This window comes from Microlunatus endophyticus (genome assembly GCF_014646195.1).
Taxonomy (GTDB): Bacteria; Actinomycetota; Actinomycetes; order Propionibacteriales; family Propionibacteriaceae; genus Microlunatus; species Microlunatus endophyticus.
On the sequence record NZ_BMMZ01000001.1, the window covers coordinates 178,909 to 196,869 of the forward strand.

A 17,961-nucleotide genomic window follows, 5' to 3' on the forward strand; every position below is an offset into this window, starting at 1 on the left:
ATCAGGCCGACGGGTGGCTGCGGGGCAGGTCGGCCGCGGGCATCGCCAGTTCCGCCTCCAGCATCCGACGCTGGTGGCGCCGGGCCGGGATCAGCATCGCCGCCGCCAGGGCGGTGGCGAAGAACAGGATCCCCGCCAGCGGCAGTGCCGTGCCGTTGCTCAGCGCGCCGACCAGCGGCGTCGTGATGCCTCCCATCAGGAACTGCGCCGAGCCGAGCAGCGCCGAAGCGGTGCCGGCATTCTCGCCGTGACGGGACAGCGCGATCGCCGCAGCATTCGGCGAGGCGACGCCACAGGCCGCCAGCAGCATCCAGATCGAGACGATGAAGCCGAACAGGCCCAGCCCGAGGACCGCGGTCGCGACCATGCCGAGTGCGGCCAGCACACCGACGATCACCGCGCCGACCAGCACCCGCTCCGGAGAGAATCGGCGGGCGAACATCGGGTTGATCTGGGCGAAGACGATCAGGCCGACCGCGTTCACGGCGAAGACGATGCCGAACGTGCTCGGGCTCAGCCCGTAGATCCCCTGGAGTACGAACGGTGATCCGCCGACGTAGGCGATCAGCGCGGCGAACATCAGGGCCGCCACCGCGACCATGATCAGGTAGTTCCGGTCCCGGAAGAGCACCGCGTAGGCCTGCAGCCAACGCACCGGCTCGGCCGGGGTACGACGTACCGGCGGCAAGGTCTCCGGCAGCGCGACGATCGCCACCACCATGCTCAGGATGGCGAAACCCGCCAGCACGACGAAGATGCCCTGCCAGTCGGTCAGGGCCAGCAGGGCACTTCCGATACTGGGCGCCAGGATCGGCGAGACACCGGTGACCAGGACCAGCCGCGACAGCAGCTGAGCGGCCTTGATGCCCGCGAACAAGTCACGGACGATCGCCATCGCCACCACCGCGACGGCGGCGCCGGCCAGGCCCTGGACGGTCCGGGCGATGATCAACATCTGGATGCTCGGCGAGATCGCACAGAGCAGCGACATCAGCGCATGTCCCAGCAGGCCGATGATCAACGGCTTGCGCCGGCCCACCGAGTCCGACAGCGGCCCGATGATCAACTGGCCCAGACCGAGACCGAGCATCAGACCGGTCATGGTCAACTGCGCGCTGGCGTCGCTGGCGTGCAGCTCTCTCGACAGCGCCGGAAGGGCCGGCAGGTAGGTGTCGACGGTCAGCGGACCGATCGCGGTCAGGACTCCCAGCAGGAGAACGAGGTAGACGAAGCGCTTCCCGACGTAGCGGTCGCCGGAAATGAGCGTGGTCGTGGGCGCAGCAGCGCTGGACATGGCGGTCCTAGAACAGAAGAACAGGGCGGGTCTGGGCCGGTCACGACACCGTGACCAAGAGTGGGGTGGGTCTACCGGCCTGGGTCGAAGACCGCTTCCGTGGCCAACCTGCGGATCCGCAGATTCATTCCCCGTCGTCGTCGCTGTTCCGGCATGATCATGATGCACCATCCGGCCCGCCAGGGTCGAGTTGGCGTCTCGATCTGCGACGTGTCGGCGACGGCGTAGTCTCACCGGGAACAGTGCACATCTGAATCACGGAGGGCGGACTCATCCAAGCCGATCACGCGACCCAGCTCCGGCTGCTCGACCTGCAGGCCGTCGACACCGCGATCGCCCAGCTGAAGCATCGCCGGGCGAATCTTCCCGAGCATGCCCAGCTGGCGAAACTGGCCGCCGAGCGCAGTGCCGCTGATGCGGATCTGGTCGCGGCCGAAACCCGGGTCTCTGACCTGGAACTGGCCCAGTCCCAGGCCGAGGCGGACCTGGAGCCGGTACGCCAGCGGCGGGTGCGCAACCAGACCCGGGTGGACGACGGTTCGGTCGGTGATGCCAAGGCACTCGCCGGCCTGGTCGAGGAGATCCAGCACCTAGATCGGCGGATCAGCGATCTGGAGGACGCCGAACTGGAGGTGATGGAGCAGTTGGAGGCCGCCACCGCCGAGCGGGATGATCTTGCTGCCCGCAGAGCCGAGTTGGACGGCCGGATTGCCGAGGTGACGTCCCGCCGCAACGAGCAGGTGGCCGCCGTCGACGCCGATCTGGCGACCCAGGCCGGCTACCGCGAGGCGATCGCGGCTGATCTTCCGGCCCCGCTGATCGCCGCTTACGACCGGCTGCGTGCCGGTCACGGGGGAGTCGGCGCTGCCGAATTGCGCAACCGCCGCTGCACCGGCTGCCAGCTGGAGATCAACGCCGCCGATCTGCGGACCTACGCCTCAGCGGCGGAGAACGAGGTGCTGCGCTGCGAGGAGTGCGGCCGGATCCTGGTCCGAACGATCAACTCGGGCCTGTGACCGCGCCGGTGGCTCAGAGCGTGACGAAGTCGTACTCCTGGAAGTCGGCCACCTCGGTCTCCCAGCGGTCGGCCACGAAGCCGAGATGGGACGGATGGCTGTTGTAGCCGTCGTACGCGTCCTGGTCGGCGAAGATCATCGAGAACTGGAGGGTCAGATCGCTCTTCGGACTGACTTGGCGGTTGACCGTGAATCCCCCGACACCGGGGATCCCGCTCAGAATGCTGCGGGCGTCGGCGAGGAACGCTTGCTCCTCGGCAGAGCTGGCCGGGTGGCTGAGGCGGAAGACGACGGTGTGCTGGATCGACATGGCAGGAGTATCGCAGTACGGCTAGGATGGCCCGCTGGGTGAGTCGGCCAGGCGGTCGCGGTACCGGGAGACCGGTATCGAGGAAAGTCCGGACTCCACAGAGCAGGGTGGTGGGTAACGCCCACCCGGGGTGACCCGCGGGACAGTGCCACAGAAAGCAAACCGCCCAGGTGTGCCGAGCAGAGGGGCTCGCCTGGGTAAGGGTGAAACGGTGGTGTAAGAGACCACCAGCGCTCCAGGTGACTGGAGCGGCTCGGTAAACCCCACCCGGAGCAAGATCAAGAAGGGAACGCCTGCGTTCCCGCGGGAACTGTTCGAGGGCTGCTCGTCCGAGGTTCCCGGGTAGATCGCTTCAGGCCGTCGGCAACGACGGTCGCAGATAGATGATCGCCGCCCGGCGTTCGCGCCGGGCACAGGATCCGGCTTATCGGCCGGCTCACCTCCTCCGATACACCGGAACGGCCCCACCCGCTGTGCGGATGGGGCCGTTCGGTTCGGTCGCGTACGACCTGGGTCAGAGCGGGCGGATGTTCGAGGCCTGCGGGCCCTTCTGGCCCTGGGTGATCTCGAATTCGACCTGCTGGTTCTCGTCCAACGAGCGGAAGCCGTTGCCGGCGATCTCGGAGAAGTGAGCGAAGACATCCTTGCTGCCGTCGTCGGGGGTGATGAAGCCGTAACCCTTCTCAGAGTTGAACCACTTCACGGTGCCTTGGGCCATGCTGTATTCCTTTAGATATGTGGTGTCCGGGATCGGACACCGGTCGGTAACGCCGTGCCGGCGTCATACATGATCATCGGCGGGTTCGCCGATGACCAAATCTATTCTCGCCCCAGTCGTGCGGCGACGGGACAGGCGAACGGGTCCCGGGCCGAGAGCCCGACCTCGTTCAGATAGTTGATCACGGTGCGGTACGAGCTGAGCAGTGATGCCTCGGTGTATGGCACGCCGTACCGAGCACAGTGATCGCGGACCAGCCGCCGGGTCTCGGCCAGGTGCGGCCGTGCCATCGACGGGAAGAGATGATGCTCGACCTGGTAGTTCAGACCGCCCATCAACACCGTCGGCCAGATCCGTCCGCGGATGTTGCGTGAGGTGCGGACCTGCCGGGTGAGGAAGTCCACCTTGACGTCGGCCGGGACGATCGCCATGCCCTTGTGGTTGACGGCGAACGAGGAGCCCATGTAGAGACCGAAGATAGCCATCTGCACGCCGACGAAGGCGAAGGCCATACCCAGCGGCAGCACCCAGAAGACGGCGGCCAGATAGAGCGCGAACCGGCCGAGGATCAATCCGAGCTCGATCACCCGCTCCTTGTTCGGTCGCACGGTGACCAGCGAGCGGACCGACGCCAAGTGCAGGTTGAGCCCTTCCAGCAACAGCATCGGAAAGAACAGGTAGCCCTGCTTCGTCGCCATCGCCGCCCGGAACCCCTTACGGGTACGAGCCTCCTCGGTGTAGAAACTGATCATCGGCTCTTCGATGTCAGGATCCTTACCGATCCGGTTGGGGTTGGCGTGATGCCGGGAGTGCTTGTTCATCCACCACGAGTAGCTCATCCCGACCACACCGTTGCCGAGCACTTTGCCGGCAAGATCATTCGCGGGACCTGAGGTGAAGATCTGCCGATGGGCTGCCTCGTGGGACAGGAAGGCGAATTGGGTGAAGATCACGCCGAGGGCGCCGGCGATCAACAGTTGCAGCCAGGTGTGTCCGAGCAGGACGAAACCGGCCACGGCGCCGCCGAGGGCCAGGATGAGCCCGGCGAACAGCAGGCTGTAGAAGGTGGGCGCCCGCCGGAGCAGTCCGCGTTCGCGGATCTGCTTGGAGAGCTGGGTGTAGGAGTTCGTCTCGGCCTGGCCCGCGAGCCTTCGCGCGGCCCGGGCAGCGCCGGATACGTCAAGAACCGTCATAGGAGCACCTCGCCGTCACGTGCAGTGACCGCATTCCCAGGCGCTGATCGACAGAACCTTGTAGTTGAAGGAAGCGTAGCCGGTCGCAGGCCCGCGGGACAAACATCGCGGGCGGCTATTCAGTCAGTGTCAGGATCTCCGCGCCGTCGTGGGTGACCACGATCGTGTGTTCGAACTGAGCGCAGCGGGAACCGTCGGCCGTGACCACCGTCCAGCCGTCGTCCCACTGCCGCCAGGCGTACCCGCCGGTGGTGATCATCGGCTCGACCGTGAAGGTCATTCCGGGCTCGATCACGGTGTCGTATATCGGCTCGTCGTAGTGCGGGATCACCAGGCCGGAATGGAAGGTCGAGTGCACCCCGTGCCCGGTGTAGTCGCGGACCGAGCTGTAACCGAAGCGCGCTGCGTACTTCTCGATGACCCGGCCGATGACGTTGACCTGGCGGCCCGGCTTGACCGCCTTGATGCCCCGCATCATCGCCTCGTGGGTGACCTCGGTCAGCCGGCGGGCCTCGTCGTCGACGTCGCCGCAGAAATAGGTCGCGCAGTTGTCGCCATGCACGCCGCCGATGTAGGCGGTCAGGTCGATCTTGACCAGGTCTCCGTCCCCGAGCGGCCGGCCATCGGGGATCCCGTGACAGATCACCTCATTGACCGAGGTGCACAGCGACTTGGGGAAGCCGCGATAGCCCAGGGTCGACGGGTAGGCATGGTGATCGAGAAGGAACTCGTGCCCGACCCGGTCGATCTCGTCGGTGCTGACGCCGGGGGCGATCGCCTCCGAGGCCGCCTGCATCGCCTGGGCCGCGATCCGGCCGGCGATTCGCATCTTCTCGATCGTCTCGGCACTTTGGACATGGGATCCGGTGTATGGCGCCGGGCCGTCCTTGTCGACGTACTCCGGTCGCGGGATGGCAGCCGGGACGGCTCGCCGGGATGAGATCGGGTACGGCTTGATCGGTGACGCGACGGGTTCCACACAGGCGATCCTATGCGCGCTAGTCTCCTGAGCTATGGCCGACGAAGAGGGCAAAGAAGAGGGCAGCGAAGAGGGCAAGTGGTACTACTGCCTGGACCACAAGACGGTCGAGGACGCCGGAGGCTGTCGTTCGCTCAACCGCTTCGGCCCGTATCCGACCCGCCAGGCGGCCGAGAACGCCCTGCAGACCGTCGCCGACCGCAATGAGAAGTGGGACGAAGAGGACCGCAAGTGGAACGAGCCCGAGCAGTAGTCACTTCGAAGTAGCAGTCAGTCCTGGTCCGAGGCACCGCAGCGCGGGCAGACGACCCACTGCTGCGATCCTGCGGCAAAGGATCTGTCGGCGAAGGTCACCGGCACGATGCCGCGTCCGGCGCAGCGCGGACAGGACCGCTCCCGGTCCCAGCCGAGCGAATGCATCGCCCGCCGGGGCGTGAGTACAGCGGATAGCCCGGGCGCTGCCGGCCGGGACGGTCGGCGGAGATAAAAGAACATGATCATCCCGCGTAGCTGATGCGGGCTCCTCATCGTCCAGTGCAGCACCGCCGTCTGTGCAACCGACATCGCGGGCCCAAGAGGCTGCTAAGAAAGCGCTCGAAGGTTTCTTGAATCGTTCCAGAAACAGTGATTCAATCGGGTTATGGGGACGATGACCAGCACAATCGCGGCAGCTGCGACCGGGCCCGACTGGCGTGAACGGCTCCGCTCCGCGGGCCTGCGCGTCACCCAGCCGCGGCTGGCGGTGTTGGAGACGGTCCGGGAGAGTTCCCACCTCGCGGCAGACCAGGTCTGCGACCGGGTCCGGGAACGGATCGGGACTGTCTCCACCCAGGCCGTGTACGACGCGCTCAATACGCTGACCGACCATCAGATCCTGCGCAGGATCGAGCCGGCCGGCTCGGCCATGCTGTTCGAGATCAACGCCGGCGACAATCACCACCACATCGTCTGCCGACAGTGCGGGGCGGTCGCCGATGTCGACTGCGCAGTGGGGACCATGCCCTGCGCCGTGCCGCAGCAAACGCACGGATTCGTCGTAGAGGAGGCCGAGGTGACCTACTGGGGCTTGTGTCCTGACTGTGCGTCGGACCCCCAACGGCGTAGCGTGGAAGCAACGTGACTTTGACGAGCCAGGGGTCTGGTCCCTACCCTGAACCGCGAGTGCCCGCTCCACCCCCGAGGAGCGGGCACTCGCTTGTCAGCCACTCGCTTGTCAGCCACCTACCCGCAGCTGGGCGAGCACCTTCTCGTCCAGCGCGGCCCGGCTCGTGTCGCCCAGCGGCACCATCCCGCACCACATCGAGTACGCGTCGTTGCGACCGTCGTCGACCGCGACGAAGGTGAGCTGGTCCCCGCGGACGCTGAGGCCGGGGGTGTCGTCGTAAACCCGCCAGGTCAGGATCCAGGCAGTATGGCCGTCGATGCTGATCGGCGCGTCCTGGACGCTCTTGTGGCCGGTCAGGTGCAGGTACCAGTCGGTGCGCATCGCGCACTCCATCGATGCGTGGGCGGCGTCACGGACCGTGCCGAAGTTGCCGGCGCGCTGCAGTTCGCCGACCGCGAAGATCGACTCCCAGCCGGGTTCGGTGGTCTGACTGATCCCCTCGGTGTCCGACATCCAGCTGAGCATGTACTCCGGTCCGGGGGCCGAATAGCCCGGCACCCTCGGCATGGCCAGCCGGCCGCCGTGCACGCTGCCGTCCATCGGATGCGGCGCCAGCTCAGCCGGCCGGCCGGCCGGGCAGCTGAGACCGGACGTCGCCGCCGTTGACCGGCTGGCGGCCGCGGTCGTCGACGGCCCGTCCGGGGCGGCACTCGGACTGTGGCCGGTACCCGCCGACGGTGCCGAGCCGACCTCGGCGCCGAACTGGTCCGGGTCGGCGACCCGCCGGATGATACCGACCGTGCTGGCCACGACGACGACCAGTGTGAGCGCCGCTACCCCGAAGGCCACGCCGCTGTAGTGCCGGTGCTCGTCGGCCGTGGCCGGGCGCCGGTGGCCGGGTGTGCCGGGGGCCGGGTCCGCCGGGTCGCTCGACATCTCCTGGGACCAGGACGTCCCGCTCCAATACCGGTATCGGTCGGGCTGACCGCCCGGATCCGGATACCAGCCCGACATTCTCGCCCTCCATCCGTCAGCGCCTCCGCCTGGCGGAGTTCCAGAACGCGGCCGTGCGACCGACACTAGTGCGCCCGCTCAAGTTGGGCCGCTCAAGTCGGGCCGCTCAAGTCGGGCTGGTCAAGTCGGGCTGGTCATCCCACCCGCAGGCCGGCGATCGTGGTGTCCAGGAGTTTCAACCGGGCCTGGTCGCCGATCGGGACGAAGCCGGCGAAGTAGGAGAGCTGGCCGGTGACGCCCGCGTCGAGCACGATCACCTCCACGACGTCCCCGGAGGCGTGCACCTCGGGATTGTCCACCCTGATCTGGGCCCGGATCGCCCATCCGGATCGGCCGTCGCGGGTGAAGGCGCGGCTGAAGAGCGTCGTCCTGCCGACGAAGTACTGGTAGTAAGCCGAGCTGGCAATGCACTGCATGATGCCGTCGGCGGCCTGCTGCGGGTTGTGGAAGCCGTCGGCGGCATGCACATCGCCGACGGCGACCATCGCCAGCCACTCCGGCTCGACCCATTCGTCCGCCCCGGCGACGTCGTAAGCCCAGGTCATCTGGCGGGCATAGTCGTCGTCCCGCTCCCAGTCGCCGCCGGGCTGGACGATGGACAGCGATCCGCCGTGGATCCGGCCGTCGGAAGGATGGGTCTCGGTCTGGTACGGGTCGCCCGCTGCGCAGGCCGTCTGTCCCTGGGGATCGCCGCTGGGCGAGGTCGGCGGGGGTGTGGGGGACGGGCTTGCGGTCGGCAACGGGCTCGAGTCGTTCCAGCCGGAGATGCTCGGTGCCGGCGGATTCGGATCGGTCAGGGCGGCGGGACCGCCGCCACGAAGCACCAGGACCGCGATCACGACGACGACGAGCACGAGCGCCAGGGCACCCGCCAGCAACGGCCAGCGGCTGTTCCGCCGGGCGGTCCGTGGCCCGGAGGCCATCCCCGGTGGCGGAGTACGGGGATCGTCGGCCGTCTCGGCCGACCATCGGGTGCCGTCCCAGTAGCGATACCGGTTCGGCGTCCCGGCGGGATCGGGATACCAGCCGCTTTGTGCCATCAGTCGACCTGGAGACCGGCGATCGTCTGGTCGAGGAGCTGGGTTCGGTGCTGATCACCGATCGGCACGAAGCCGGCGAAGAACGACAATTGCCCGGGTTTGCCGGTGTCGACGACGATCACCTCGGCGGTGTCGCCGGGGACGCTCAGGCCGGCCGGCTTGTCGACGAAGATCTGGACCCGCAGCGCCCAGCCCTGATGGCCGTCCACCGTGACGGCCTTGCTGAAGACGTTCTTGCGACCGGTGAACCCGTCGTAGTAGGCGGACGAGGCGATGCACTGCATCATGCCCTCGGCCGACTGCTCCGAGGTCCGGAAGCCGTCGTCGGCATGCAGGGCGCCGTCGGCCATCATCGCGGCCCAGCCCGGCTCGGTCTCCTCCTCGGTGCCGTCGACGTCCCAGGCCCAAGTCATCTGCTGGGCGTAGCCCGTGTCCTCGGGAAAGACCGGCGTGAACGACAGGTCCCCGCCGTGCACCCGGCCGTCGTTGGGGTGCGGAGCGCGCTGACCGGGATTTCCGGTGGCGCAGGCGACCTGGCCCTGCGGGCTGGGGCTCTTCTTCGGAGTAGCGCTCTTCTTCGGGCTCGGGCTGTGCTTCGGGCTCGGGCTGGGCGAAGGGGGCGGTGTCGCGGTCGGTAACGGGCTGGAGTCGTTCCACCCGCTGACGGTCGGCGCGGGCGGGTTGGGATCGGTGAGTGCCTGGCCACGATCGGCCAGGCCTCTGATCACCAGCACACCGGCCACGATGATGACCAGCGCCAACGCCAGGATGCCCACGGTCAGGCCGGTCCGGTTGCGGCGCGGCCGACCGGAGGCGTACGGCCCCGGGCCGGCGGACGGCGGCGCGGAATTCGGGTTGTCGGTCGTCTCGGCCGACCACCGGGTGCCGTCCCAATAGCGGAAGCGACCGGGTGCGCCCCCGGGATCGGGATACCAGCCGCTGGATGCCACCCGGAAACCTTAGATGATCAGAGCGTCACTTCCGGGTGTCGGCCGGTCACTCGGCCAGATGCTTCTCAACCCGTTCGACCTTGGCCTGCAGCTGTCCGGTGTAGCCGGGCCGGATATCGGCCTTGATCACCAGGCTGACCCGCGGCGAGATGGCGGTCATCGCGTCCACCGCCTGTTTGACGACGGCCATCACCTCGTCCCACTCGCCCTCGATGTTGGTGAACATCGAGTTGGTCTCGTTGGGCAGCCCGGAGGCGCGAACGATCCGGACCACCTCAGCGACAGCGGCCGAGACCGAGCCTGTCTCGTCCGAGGTGCCGGGGGACATGCTGAAGGCGACGATCATGATCCGATCATCCCAGGTGGACCGCAGCACTGCCGTACAGCGGCCGGGTGAAGGACGTCAGGTAGTCGTGCGAATCCTGGTCGGGCAGGTTGTAGGTCAGGAAGACGCCGTAGTGCTCGTCGACCGTCTGCCGGGCCAGGTCCGCCGCCGTCGTCGGATCGGTCGCGTTGATCTCGATCGCCGCCGGCCCGAGTTGCGGTCGGTGCAGCCCCGGAACGTCCGGCACGCCCCAGGAGCCGTAGTACGGGTTCCAGGCGTAATCGATCAGTCTGCCGACCTGGACGCCGCGGTACTCGAGCGCGGTCGACGCCGGACCGATGTCGTACAACGAGATGATCTTGTGCGGCATCAGTCGGCGCAGTGCCGACACCAGATACACGAAGGAGTACGCATTGGGTTGGGGTGTGGCGTTGGTGCCGTAGTCGGAGTACTCGTCATCGAAGTCGATGCCGTCCAGGTCGTAGCGTCTGACGACGATGTCGGCGAGCTGGCGGGCGAAGGCGGTGGCGGCGGCCCGGTCGGGGAAGTTGGCCAACCCGGCACCCTGGTGGTTGCCCAGGATCGACAGCAGCACCTTGATGCCCCTGGCCTGGAGCGGGCGGATCTGGTTGACCGCATCGTCGAGTGTGGCCTGGACCTGCGGGTTGCAGAACAGCTGGGCCCGCTGCCCGTCGTAGTTGATGTTGGCGGCGAAGATGATGCCCAGGTCGAACACGCTGGCACCGGTCCGGGCCAGGGCATAGTCGGCGACGTTGCGGAGCTGGTAGTTGTTCACCTCGACGTAGGCGACCGAGATCGGATGGTGAGCCGGCTTGTGATGGCTACGCGCCTGCTGCGCGGCTGCGTCCGGATCGGCTGCTGCGAGCACGGCCGCACCACCGATCGCGGTCAGCCCGGAGTTGATCAACAGCGACCGGCGGGACAGCGTGGTCATGGTTGCTCCCATCTTCCCCCGATACTTGTGGCGTGGATGGCGCTCAAGCTATCAGCGGGGGACTGCTGATGACCGATGTCGGCAAGAGCTACCGGGGTCGGGTCGTATTGGACCGGATCAGCTCCGACTGCTGTCCGGTACGTCGACCGCCATCGGGGGCGCGAACGGATCGGGGAAGTCAACACTCTTGCGGATCGCGGCAGGCGTGTCCCTGCCGGACTCCGGCTCCGTGGCCAGCCGTCCGCCGACGGTCTCCTATCTGCCGCCGGCATTCGCACCGCCGGCCCTGATGCGGGCCGGGGACTACGTCACCCAGTTGGCGACGATCCGCGGGCTGCCGCCTGCGACCGCCCGCCGCCGGGCCGCCGACCTGCTCGAGCAGCTGAATCTGCTACCGGGACCTGCCGCGCGGATGGGCGGTCTGAGTACCGGGAATCTGCGCAAGGTCGGCATCGCCCAGGCGTTCCTGATCAACGCGGATTTGATCGTCCTGGACGAACCGCGGGCCGGCCTCGATCCCGATGCCCGGGTCGTTCTTGATCAGCTGGTCCGCATTGCGATCGTGGACGGGGCAGCGGTGATCACTGCTGATCATGAACCGACGGCGGCCGGTGATGATCACCGGTTCCGGTTGTCCGGCGGACGTCTGGAGCGTGTCGCCGCCGGGTCCGAGGATGTACGGCACTTCATGATCACGACCGTCGACCCGACGGGCGCCCCTAGCACCGTACGGGTTGCTGATCATGAACGGGACCGGCGGCTGGCCGAGTTGCTGGCCAGTGGCTGGTCGGTGATCGGAGTGCAGGCCGATGCCGAACGTTAGCGTCATCGGCTACACCGCGGCCCGTAGCGTGCTGCCCGCCTGGACACCCGTCTGGGTGGTGTTCTTCCTGGTCATCGCCATCGGATACGCGTCCGGAAGCCATGCCGCCGCCTCGCTCGAGTTCGGCGCCGCGATCCTGGTGCCGATCTCCGCCTGGATGGCCGTGGCCACCTTCCGGGGCGAGGACCCGATCCAGGCGGCGACCCACGGACTGCATCACGGCAATCCGACCGGCTACCGGTTCCTGGTCTCGGCGTCGGCCTTCCTGGCGTCGCTCGCGGTGCTGCCGATCTCCCTGCTGCTGGCACTGCTGCGAGCGCCACGGTATCCGCACATCTCGCCGCTGTTCCTGATCATGGCGCTGCTGGCCCAGGTCGCCGGAGCTGCGATCGGGACGGCGATCGGGACCTGGCTCACCCGGCCGATCATCGAGCGCGCGTCGACGGGGTTCATCGTCGGCGGCGTTGTCGGCATCAGCCTGATTGCGATCCCGAACATGCCCCCGATCAGGTTGCTCACCGACGTGATCATCAGAGCCCCGGCCAGCGGGACGATTGCCGCGCCCTCCGGTGTACGAGTCATCGAGGCGGTCCTGATCACCCTGGGCTCGCTGATCATCGCCGCTGCTGCCTGCTGGCTGGCCGGTGCGTTCGCCCGGCGCCGGATCTGACCCGACGATCACCCCGATAACACCGATCACCTGATGATCAGTTGTCCACCCGCAGTGACGACGTTGCCCGGTCGAGCTGCTTGATCAGGTCCGTACGCTCCATCGGCACCGCGTCGAAGTAGTAGGTGACCGGGTCGGACTCGACCACGATGATCCGGATCCGGGATCCGGTCGTCTTCAGCTGCGGATGGTGGAAGCGCAGCAGCGCATCGCGCTGGACCGCCTTGGTGTCACCGATCATGATCGGCCTGGAGCTGTTCTCGGTGACCTTGACATGCACGCTGGCGTAGAAGTCGCTGGTCACCAGGCACTGCAGCAGCCGGGCCGTGGCCTGGTCGGCGCCGGGAAAGGGTCGCATGGTGTTCACCCCGACCTCGGCGCTGGCCTGCCAGCCCAACTCCTCATGCATGTCCTGGCTCTGGACGTAGCTGTCCTTGCTGAAGGGGAACCGGTTGAGTGCGACCGGCTTGCCCCAGTTGCCACCGAGTTCGGCGAAGGACAGCGGTCCGCCGTGCACCCGGCCGTCCTCCGGCTCGGCCGGCGGCTGGCTGGCGTCGTACTGCTCGCAGGCTTCGGGATGCCCGGTCGGCACCGGCTGCACCGACGGTGTGGGCGAAGTGGTCGGGAGCGGACTCGAATCGTCCCAGGCGCTGCTGGTGCTCGGCGGGGGATCGCTGTCGGCCACCGCCGCGCGATGCGACCTGATCACCAGGGCCGTGATCACCACGGCCACGACCGCCAGCACCAGGACCGCGACGACCGGACCGCGACGCCGGCGGCGCGGCCCGATCAGGCGGGTCCGGTCGGTCCACGCTGACCCGTCCCAATACCGGTAACGGCCGGGTGTCTGGTCGGGGTCGGGATACCAACCGGCGGACGGCATGCCGGGAAGACTAGGCGATCAGAGGGGCCCTGGGCGTAGGCAATCCGATCACACAGTGGCAGCATCGGGTATGTGACCGATGTGAACCAAGCCCAGACCATCGCCTATCCCGCACCCGGTTCGGTTCCCGCGCTGCGGGAGGACCAGCCGGTCAACCCGCACGTGATCGTGCTCTTCGGAGCCAGCGGCGACCTGGCCAAGCGCAAACTGCTGCCCGGACTGGCCCACCTGTCGCTGTCGGAGCTGGTGCCCGACATCGAGGTGGTCGGCACCTCGCTGGAGGAGATGGACGACGACGGCTTCCGCAAGCTCGCCTCCCAGGCGATCCGCGAGTTCAGCCATCGCCAGCTGGAGAAGGACCAGTGGTTCCGCTTCGCCGACAAGCTGACCTATGTGCCGACGTCGGCCGGGCCGGAAGGCCTGGCGTCGGCGGTCAAGGCGGCGGAGGAGCGGCTCGGCGGGGATGCCCGCCGGATTCACTATCTGAGCGTGCCACCGAGCGCCGCGCCGGCGGTGATCAAGACCCTGCGGGACGCCGACCTGGTCGAGCGTTCCCGGGTGATCATGGAGAAGCCGTTCGGCACCGACCTGGCCAGCGCGATCAAGCTCAACAACCAGGTGCACGAGACCTTCGACGAGAACCAGATCTTTCGGATCGACCACTTCCTGGGCAAGGAGGCCGCGCTGAACATCCTGGCCTTCCGCTTCGCCAACGGCCTGTTCGAGCCGATCTGGAACCGCAACTTCATCGACCATGTCCAGATCGACATCCCCGAGACTCTCGGGCTGGATCGGCGCGCCAACTTCTACGAGGCGACCGGCGCGTACAAGGACATGGTCGTCACCCACCTCTTCCAGGTGCTCGCCTTCGTCGCGATGGAGACGCCGACAGCGCTGGAACCGCGGGCGATCAGCGAGGAGAAGAACAAGGTCTTCCGCTCGATGGAGCCGATCGACCCGGCCGACGTCGTCCGCGGCCAGTACACCGGCTACCGCAGCGAGGAGGGCGTGGCCCGGGACTCGGAGACCGAGACCTTCATCGCGCTCAAGGTCGGCATCGACAACTGGCGCTGGGCCGGCGTGCCGTTCTACTTGCGGACGGGCAAGCGGCTGGCCGAGGGCCAGCGGATCATCTCGATCGCTTTCAAGGAGGCGCCGAAGTCGATGTTCCCCGGCGGCTCCGGGGTCGGTGCCCAGGGCCCGGACCATCTGACCTTCGATCTGGCCGACGAGTCCAAGGTGTCGCTGTCCTTCTATGGCAAGCGGCCGGGTCCCGGGATGCGGCTGGACAAGCTGTCCATGCAGTTCTCCACCGACGAGACCGACCGCGCCGCCGACGTGCTGGAGGCGTACGAACGGCTGTTGCTGGACGCGATGCGCGGTGATCACACCCTGTTCACCACCGCCGAGGGCATCGAGGCGCTGTGGGAGCGGTCGGAATTCCTGCTCCGGATGCCGCCGCCGGTCAAGCCCTACCCGCAGGGCTCCTGGGGTCCGAACGCGATCCACCAGATGATCGCACCGCATGCCTGGCGACTGCCTTTCGAGAGGACCTGGCGGGAACACAAGCACTGACCGTCGGCGCGTCGGTGCCCCGGTAATGTACTTGTTACAGAGAACCGGCAGACTCTCCCTATGGATAAGCAGACGGAGTTCGTGCTGCGGGCCATCGAAGAACGAGACGTCCGTTTCGTCCGGCTGTGGTTCACAGATGTGCTGGGGTTCTTGAAGTCAGTGGCGATCGCCCCGGCCGAACTCGAAGGTGCCTTCGACGAAGGCATCGGCTTCGACGGCTCGGCGATCGAAGGCTTCGCCCGGGTGTACGAGGCGGACATGGTCGCCCAGCCGGATCCGGCGACCTTCCAGGTGCTGCCGTGGCGGGACCAGAAGCCGGCGACAGCCCGGATGTTCTGCGATATCCAGATGCCCGACGGGTCGCCGTCCTACGCCGATCCGCGGTTCGTGCTCAAACGGGCGATGAACAAGGCCGCCGATCTCGGCTTCACCTTCTACACCCATCCCGAGGTCGAATTCTTCCTCTTCAAGGATCCGCTGCTGCCGGGCGTACGCCCGGAGCCGGTGGACAGCAGCGGCTATTTCGACCACACCCCGCAGAGCGTCGGAAGCGACTTCCGTCGCGAGGCGATCACCATGCTGGAGCAGATGGGCATCTCGGTGGAGTTCTCCCACCACGAGGGCGCTCCGGGCCAGCAGGAGATCGATCTGCGCTACGCCGATGCGCTGAGCATGGCCGACAACCTGATGACCTTCCGGGTCGTCGTCAAGGAGGTCGCCCTCAGCCAGGGCATCCACGCCTCCTTCATGCCCAAGCCGTTCACCGAGTATCCGGGGTCGGCGATGCACACCCACATGTCGTTGTTCGAGGGCGACACCAACGTCTTCTACGACGCCAGCGCCGAGAACCACCTGTCCAAGACCGCGCGGCACTTCATCGCCGGCATCCTGCAGCACGCCGCCGAGATCAGTGCGGTCACCAACCAGTGGGTCAACTCCTACCGCCGGATCGCCGCCGGAGGCGAGGCGCCCGGCCACATCTGCTGGGGGCGCAACAACCGCTCCGCGCTGGTCCGGGTGCCGATGTACAAGCCGAACAAGGGCGCCTCCGCCCGGGTGGAGTTGCGGTCGCTGGACTCCGGCTGCAATCCCTACCTCGCCTTCGCGCTGGTGCTGTCGGCCGGGCTGGCGGGGATCAATGGCGAGTACGAGTTGCCCGAGGGTGCCGAGGACGACGTCTGGTCGCTGACCGAACGCGAGCGCCGGGCGCTCGGCATCAAGCCGCTGCCACAGAATCTGGACGAGGCGATCCGGGAGATGGAGGGCTCGGAACTGGTCGCCGAAACCCTCGGCGATCATGTCTTCGATTTCTTCCTGCGCAACAAGAAGGCCGAATTCGCCGATCATCTCAAGCAGGTGACCGAGTTCGAACTGCAACGCCTGTTGCCGGTGTTGTAACGTCGACCCATCGGGGCTTGAGCCGACGAAGGGGAGCAAGCCGATGAAGACATTGCTGAAAATATCGCTTCGACAGGTCGCCAGACGCGGACTGGTCGCCATGATCACCGGGACGCTCGGGCTGGCGGTGGGCGCCTCGGTGGTGGCTGCCCCGCAGGCCAGTGCCCATGACATCTCCGCCTCGTCATCCAAGTATGGCAAGGGCTGGAAAGCCTGTACCCGGAATCTGAACGGCGCCAAGACCAAGATCGCCAAGACCCAGCGCACCGTGCTGGTGGTCAACCAGACGTCCAAGACCCATGCCGACACCCGCTTCTACGTGCGGATCAACGGAAAGGCCTGCAGTTTCGTACGACTGTTCCGAGCAACCGGGTCGCGGCTGGGCTACGGCGGCACCGTGGCCGGCACCAAGCGCAAACAAGGCACCGGCACCACCCCGCTCGGCACGTACACGATGACCTCGGCCTTCGGCATCAAGTCCGATCCCGGGTCGTGGTTGCCCTACCACAGAGTGAAATCAGGCGACTACTGGGTCGAGGACAACGCCAGCAAGTACTACAACAACCTGCGCAACAAGAGCCAGGGCGGATTCCGGTACAAGCTCCCGGTCTCCAACGCCAACGGCAGTGAGCGACTTGCCTCCTATCCCGGCCAGTACGACTACGCGATCGTGATCAACTACAACCGGCCGTCACCGGTCAAACATCGCGGTGCCGGGATCTTCCTGCATGTCAAGGGCGACGGCGCGACCGCGGGCTGTGTGTCGATCAGCAGGACGAACATGAAGATGGCGCTGGCCTACATCCGCAAGGGCGACAAGATCGTCATCCACAAGTGATTCAACTGAGCACTGGCAGGATCTCCGACAGATCCGCGCGCTGACCGCTGGCCGATACCTTGCCTGCCGCTCTGGCCTCGGCCCAGTTGGTCCGGCCGGTCGCCAAACGCAGGAAGGTCGTCGGGTCGGTTTCGACGACATTGGGCGGGGTGCCCCGGGTGTGCGAGGGGCCCTCGAGTCCGATCCCGCACTGGACGGCGGCGTACGGCGGCACTCGCACCTCGACCGACTTGCCGGGATGCTGCTCGGCCAGCAGCCCGGCAAGCGTGCGGCAGCTGATCGCCATCGGCTGCCTGCCGGTCGGCACCGGGGCGCCCGCGGGGCGCGAGCGGCTCAGATCGTCACTGTGCACGACCGCGTCCACCAGCCGGGTCCGGACGAATTCGGCCAGCCGACCCGGTCCGCGCGGGGTCTGGATGGCGGGCGGCAGCAGTGGCGACGCGAGCAGGGTCTGCAGCCGATCCGTGCTGGCGCGCAGTTCGGAAAGAAGTTGATCTTTGGATTTGTCCGACGTCCAGGTCGCCGTACGCTCCTCGATCTGATCGACATCGCGCCGGTAGCGGGTGACCAGGACCGCCGCGGGCAGCGGTCGGCCGACCGGCCGGCGGTCGGTCAGCGCATCGTCCAGGATGTCGGCGAATCCGCCCGCCATCATGACCAGGTGGCCGGTCAGCGTCCGGATGTCCCAACCGGGCAGCACAGTCGCCTCACCGAAGTCCTCGACCGGCACCGCGTCGAGCCAGTCGGCCAGGACGCGCAACTGCTCGATCAGCGCGGAACTGTCCTTGGGACTGAGGGCGAGGCTTTGTGCGGGCACGGCCCAACTGTACGCAAGATCAACTTCTCAGTTCCGCCGGACAATTAATCTATCCGTG

20 protein-coding genes and 1 other RNA gene are annotated in these 17,961 nt (G+C 67.1%); 9 read left to right on the forward strand and 12 right to left on the reverse strand.

The annotated features are described in order from the left end of the window. Position 1: 1 nt before the first annotated feature. The gene (locus IEY07_RS00965; protein WP_188893307.1) at positions 2 to 1,294 is read right to left on the reverse strand and encodes a multidrug effflux MFS transporter; all 1,293 of its coding nucleotides are present in this window, start codon (positions 1,292 to 1,294) and stop codon (positions 2 to 4) included. A 311-nt stretch (positions 1,295 to 1,605) separates the two neighbouring features. On the opposite strand from IEY07_RS00965, the gene IEY07_RS00970 reads away from it, so the two are divergent. Then, entirely contained in the window at positions 1,606 to 2,310 is a 705-nt protein-coding gene (locus IEY07_RS00970; RefSeq protein WP_444543314.1) for a zinc ribbon domain-containing protein, read from the forward strand. A 13-nt stretch (positions 2,311 to 2,323) separates the two neighbouring features. On the opposite strand, the gene IEY07_RS00975 is transcribed toward IEY07_RS00970, so the two are convergent. Then, the gene (locus tag IEY07_RS00975) at positions 2,324 to 2,620 is read right to left on the reverse strand and encodes a Dabb family protein (protein ID WP_188893308.1); all 297 of its coding nucleotides are present in this window, start codon (positions 2,618 to 2,620) and stop codon (positions 2,324 to 2,326) included. A gap of 39 nt (positions 2,621 to 2,659) precedes the next feature. Here IEY07_RS00975 and rnpB point away from each other — a divergent pair. After that, an RNA gene (gene rnpB / locus IEY07_RS00980) (RNase P RNA component class A) lies at positions 2,660 to 3,063 on the forward strand. A gap of 71 nt (positions 3,064 to 3,134) precedes the next feature. On the opposite strand, the gene cspE is transcribed toward rnpB, so the two are convergent. From cspE to map, 3 genes are all read right to left on the reverse strand, one after another. Then, on the reverse strand, positions 3,135 to 3,338 hold the full coding sequence (cspE, locus tag IEY07_RS00985; RefSeq protein WP_188893309.1) for a transcription antiterminator/RNA stability regulator CspE: 204 nt from the start codon (positions 3,336 to 3,338) through the stop codon (positions 3,135 to 3,137). Between the two features lie 101 nt (positions 3,339 to 3,439). Beyond that, a complete protein-coding gene (locus tag IEY07_RS00990; RefSeq protein WP_188893310.1) occupies positions 3,440 to 4,531 on the reverse strand; it encodes a fatty acid desaturase family protein in 1,092 nt (363 codons plus the stop codon). A gap of 115 nt (positions 4,532 to 4,646) precedes the next feature. Then, positions 4,647 to 5,510: a type I methionyl aminopeptidase gene (map, locus tag IEY07_RS00995; protein ID WP_188893311.1), complete on the reverse strand. Its 864-nt coding sequence runs from the start codon at positions 5,508 to 5,510 to the stop codon at positions 4,647 to 4,649. A 34-nt stretch (positions 5,511 to 5,544) separates the two neighbouring features. Here map and IEY07_RS01000 point away from each other — a divergent pair, with 34 nt between their 5' ends. Together IEY07_RS01000 and IEY07_RS01005 are read left to right on the forward strand one after the other, a co-directional pair. Then, positions 5,545 to 5,763 carry a hypothetical protein gene (locus tag IEY07_RS01000; RefSeq protein ID WP_188893312.1) on the forward strand — a complete coding sequence of 73 codons (219 nt, stop codon included), beginning with the start codon at positions 5,545 to 5,547 and terminating at the stop codon, positions 5,761 to 5,763. 387 nt (positions 5,764 to 6,150) lie between these two features. Then, positions 6,151 to 6,630: a Fur family transcriptional regulator gene (locus IEY07_RS01005; protein WP_308422902.1), complete on the forward strand. Its 480-nt coding sequence runs from the start codon at positions 6,151 to 6,153 to the stop codon at positions 6,628 to 6,630. A gap of 93 nt (positions 6,631 to 6,723) precedes the next feature. On the opposite strand, the gene IEY07_RS01010 is transcribed toward IEY07_RS01005, so the two are convergent. The 5 genes from IEY07_RS01010 to IEY07_RS01030 form a co-directional block, all read right to left on the reverse strand. Beyond that, complete coding sequence (locus IEY07_RS01010; protein WP_188893313.1) at positions 6,724 to 7,629, reverse strand: DUF2510 domain-containing protein; 906 nt, start codon at positions 7,627 to 7,629, stop codon at positions 6,724 to 6,726. Positions 7,630 to 7,763: 134 nt separating this feature from the next. Continuing rightward, complete coding sequence (locus IEY07_RS01015; RefSeq protein ID WP_188893314.1) at positions 7,764 to 8,669, reverse strand: DUF2510 domain-containing protein; 906 nt, start codon at positions 8,667 to 8,669, stop codon at positions 7,764 to 7,766. Then, positions 8,669 to 9,619, reverse strand: coding sequence for a DUF2510 domain-containing protein (locus IEY07_RS01020; RefSeq protein WP_188893315.1), 951 nt, complete (start codon positions 9,617 to 9,619; stop codon positions 8,669 to 8,671). Before IEY07_RS01020 ends, IEY07_RS01015 begins: the two co-directional genes overlap by 1 nt. A gap of 46 nt (positions 9,620 to 9,665) precedes the next feature. After that, positions 9,666 to 9,965: an MTH1187 family thiamine-binding protein gene (locus IEY07_RS01025; RefSeq protein ID WP_188893316.1), complete on the reverse strand. Its 300-nt coding sequence runs from the start codon at positions 9,963 to 9,965 to the stop codon at positions 9,666 to 9,668. 7 nt (positions 9,966 to 9,972) lie between these two features. Next, positions 9,973 to 10,899, reverse strand: a complete 927-nt coding sequence (locus tag IEY07_RS01030) for an endo-beta-N-acetylglucosaminidase H (protein ID WP_229669588.1) — start codon at positions 10,897 to 10,899, stop codon at positions 9,973 to 9,975. Here IEY07_RS01030 and IEY07_RS01035 point away from each other — a divergent pair. Both IEY07_RS01035 and IEY07_RS01040 read left to right on the forward strand, forming a co-directional pair. Next, positions 10,898 to 11,722, forward strand: coding sequence for an ABC transporter ATP-binding protein (locus IEY07_RS01035; RefSeq protein ID WP_188893318.1), 825 nt, complete (start codon positions 10,898 to 10,900; stop codon positions 11,720 to 11,722). The genes IEY07_RS01030 and IEY07_RS01035 overlap by 2 nt on opposite strands. Next, a complete protein-coding gene (locus tag IEY07_RS01040; RefSeq protein ID WP_188893319.1) occupies positions 11,709 to 12,392 on the forward strand; it encodes a hypothetical protein in 684 nt (227 codons plus the stop codon). The genes IEY07_RS01035 and IEY07_RS01040 overlap by 14 nt, the downstream gene beginning before the upstream one ends. A gap of 37 nt (positions 12,393 to 12,429) precedes the next feature. On the opposite strand, the gene IEY07_RS01045 is transcribed toward IEY07_RS01040, so the two are convergent. Further along, positions 12,430 to 13,275 (reverse strand): DUF2510 domain-containing protein, encoded by an 846-nt coding sequence (locus IEY07_RS01045; RefSeq protein WP_188893320.1) that lies wholly within the window; start codon positions 13,273 to 13,275, stop codon positions 12,430 to 12,432. Positions 13,276 to 13,356: 81 nt separating this feature from the next. On the opposite strand from IEY07_RS01045, the gene zwf reads away from it, so the two are divergent. From zwf to IEY07_RS01060, 3 genes are read left to right on the forward strand one after another with little or no spacing between them, the layout of a single operon-like run. Continuing rightward, complete coding sequence (gene zwf, locus IEY07_RS01050) at positions 13,357 to 14,850, forward strand: glucose-6-phosphate dehydrogenase (RefSeq protein ID WP_373288795.1); 1,494 nt, start codon at positions 13,357 to 13,359, stop codon at positions 14,848 to 14,850. Between the two features lie 60 nt (positions 14,851 to 14,910). After that, positions 14,911 to 16,248: a glutamine synthetase family protein gene (locus IEY07_RS01055; RefSeq protein WP_188893322.1), complete on the forward strand. Its 1,338-nt coding sequence runs from the start codon at positions 14,911 to 14,913 to the stop codon at positions 16,246 to 16,248. A 43-nt stretch (positions 16,249 to 16,291) separates the two neighbouring features. Continuing rightward, the gene (locus tag IEY07_RS01060) at positions 16,292 to 17,086 is read left to right on the forward strand and encodes a L,D-transpeptidase family protein (RefSeq protein WP_229669589.1); all 795 of its coding nucleotides are present in this window, start codon (positions 16,292 to 16,294) and stop codon (positions 17,084 to 17,086) included. Position 17,087: 1 nt separating this feature from the next. On the opposite strand, the gene IEY07_RS01065 is transcribed toward IEY07_RS01060, so the two are convergent. Further along, positions 17,088 to 17,903: a maleylpyruvate isomerase family mycothiol-dependent enzyme gene (locus IEY07_RS01065; protein WP_188893323.1), complete on the reverse strand. Its 816-nt coding sequence runs from the start codon at positions 17,901 to 17,903 to the stop codon at positions 17,088 to 17,090. Between the last annotated feature and the right edge of the window lie 58 nt (positions 17,904 to 17,961).

Excerpts from the sequence above, each read along its gene's own strand:
- IEY07_RS00965 (WP_188893307.1), bottom strand. The coding sequence starts at position 1,294 with ATGTCCAGCGCTGCTGCGCCCACGACCACGCTCATTTCCGGCGACCGC.
- IEY07_RS00975 (WP_188893308.1), bottom strand. The coding sequence starts at position 2,620 with ATGTCGATCCAGCACACCGTCGTCTTCCGCCTCAGCCACCCGGCCAGC.
- cspE (WP_188893309.1), bottom strand. The coding sequence starts at position 3,338 with ATGGCCCAAGGCACCGTGAAGTGGTTCAACTCTGAGAAGGGTTACGGC.
- IEY07_RS00990 (WP_188893310.1), bottom strand. The coding sequence starts at position 4,531 with ATGACGGTTCTTGACGTATCCGGCGCTGCCCGGGCCGCGCGAAGGCTC.
- IEY07_RS01000 (WP_188893312.1), top strand. The coding sequence starts at position 5,545 with ATGGCCGACGAAGAGGGCAAAGAAGAGGGCAGCGAAGAGGGCAAGTGG.
- IEY07_RS01005 (WP_308422902.1), top strand. The coding sequence starts at position 6,151 with ATGGGGACGATGACCAGCACAATCGCGGCAGCTGCGACCGGGCCCGAC.
- IEY07_RS01010 (WP_188893313.1), bottom strand. The coding sequence starts at position 7,629 with ATGTCGGGCTGGTATCCGGATCCGGGCGGTCAGCCCGACCGATACCGG.
- IEY07_RS01015 (WP_188893314.1), bottom strand. The coding sequence starts at position 8,669 with ATGGCACAAAGCGGCTGGTATCCCGATCCCGCCGGGACGCCGAACCGG.
- IEY07_RS01025 (WP_188893316.1), bottom strand. The coding sequence starts at position 9,965 with ATGATCGTCGCCTTCAGCATGTCCCCCGGCACCTCGGACGAGACAGGC.
- IEY07_RS01035 (WP_188893318.1), top strand. The coding sequence starts at position 10,898 with ATGGTTGCTCCCATCTTCCCCCGATACTTGTGGCGTGGATGGCGCTCA.
- IEY07_RS01030 (WP_229669588.1), bottom strand. The coding sequence starts at position 10,899 with ATGACCACGCTGTCCCGCCGGTCGCTGTTGATCAACTCCGGGCTGACC.
- IEY07_RS01040 (WP_188893319.1), top strand. The coding sequence starts at position 11,709 with ATGCCGAACGTTAGCGTCATCGGCTACACCGCGGCCCGTAGCGTGCTG.
- IEY07_RS01045 (WP_188893320.1), bottom strand. The coding sequence starts at position 13,275 with ATGCCGTCCGCCGGTTGGTATCCCGACCCCGACCAGACACCCGGCCGT.
- IEY07_RS01055 (WP_188893322.1), top strand. The coding sequence starts at position 14,911 with ATGGATAAGCAGACGGAGTTCGTGCTGCGGGCCATCGAAGAACGAGAC.
- IEY07_RS01060 (WP_229669589.1), top strand. The coding sequence starts at position 16,292 with ATGAAGACATTGCTGAAAATATCGCTTCGACAGGTCGCCAGACGCGGA.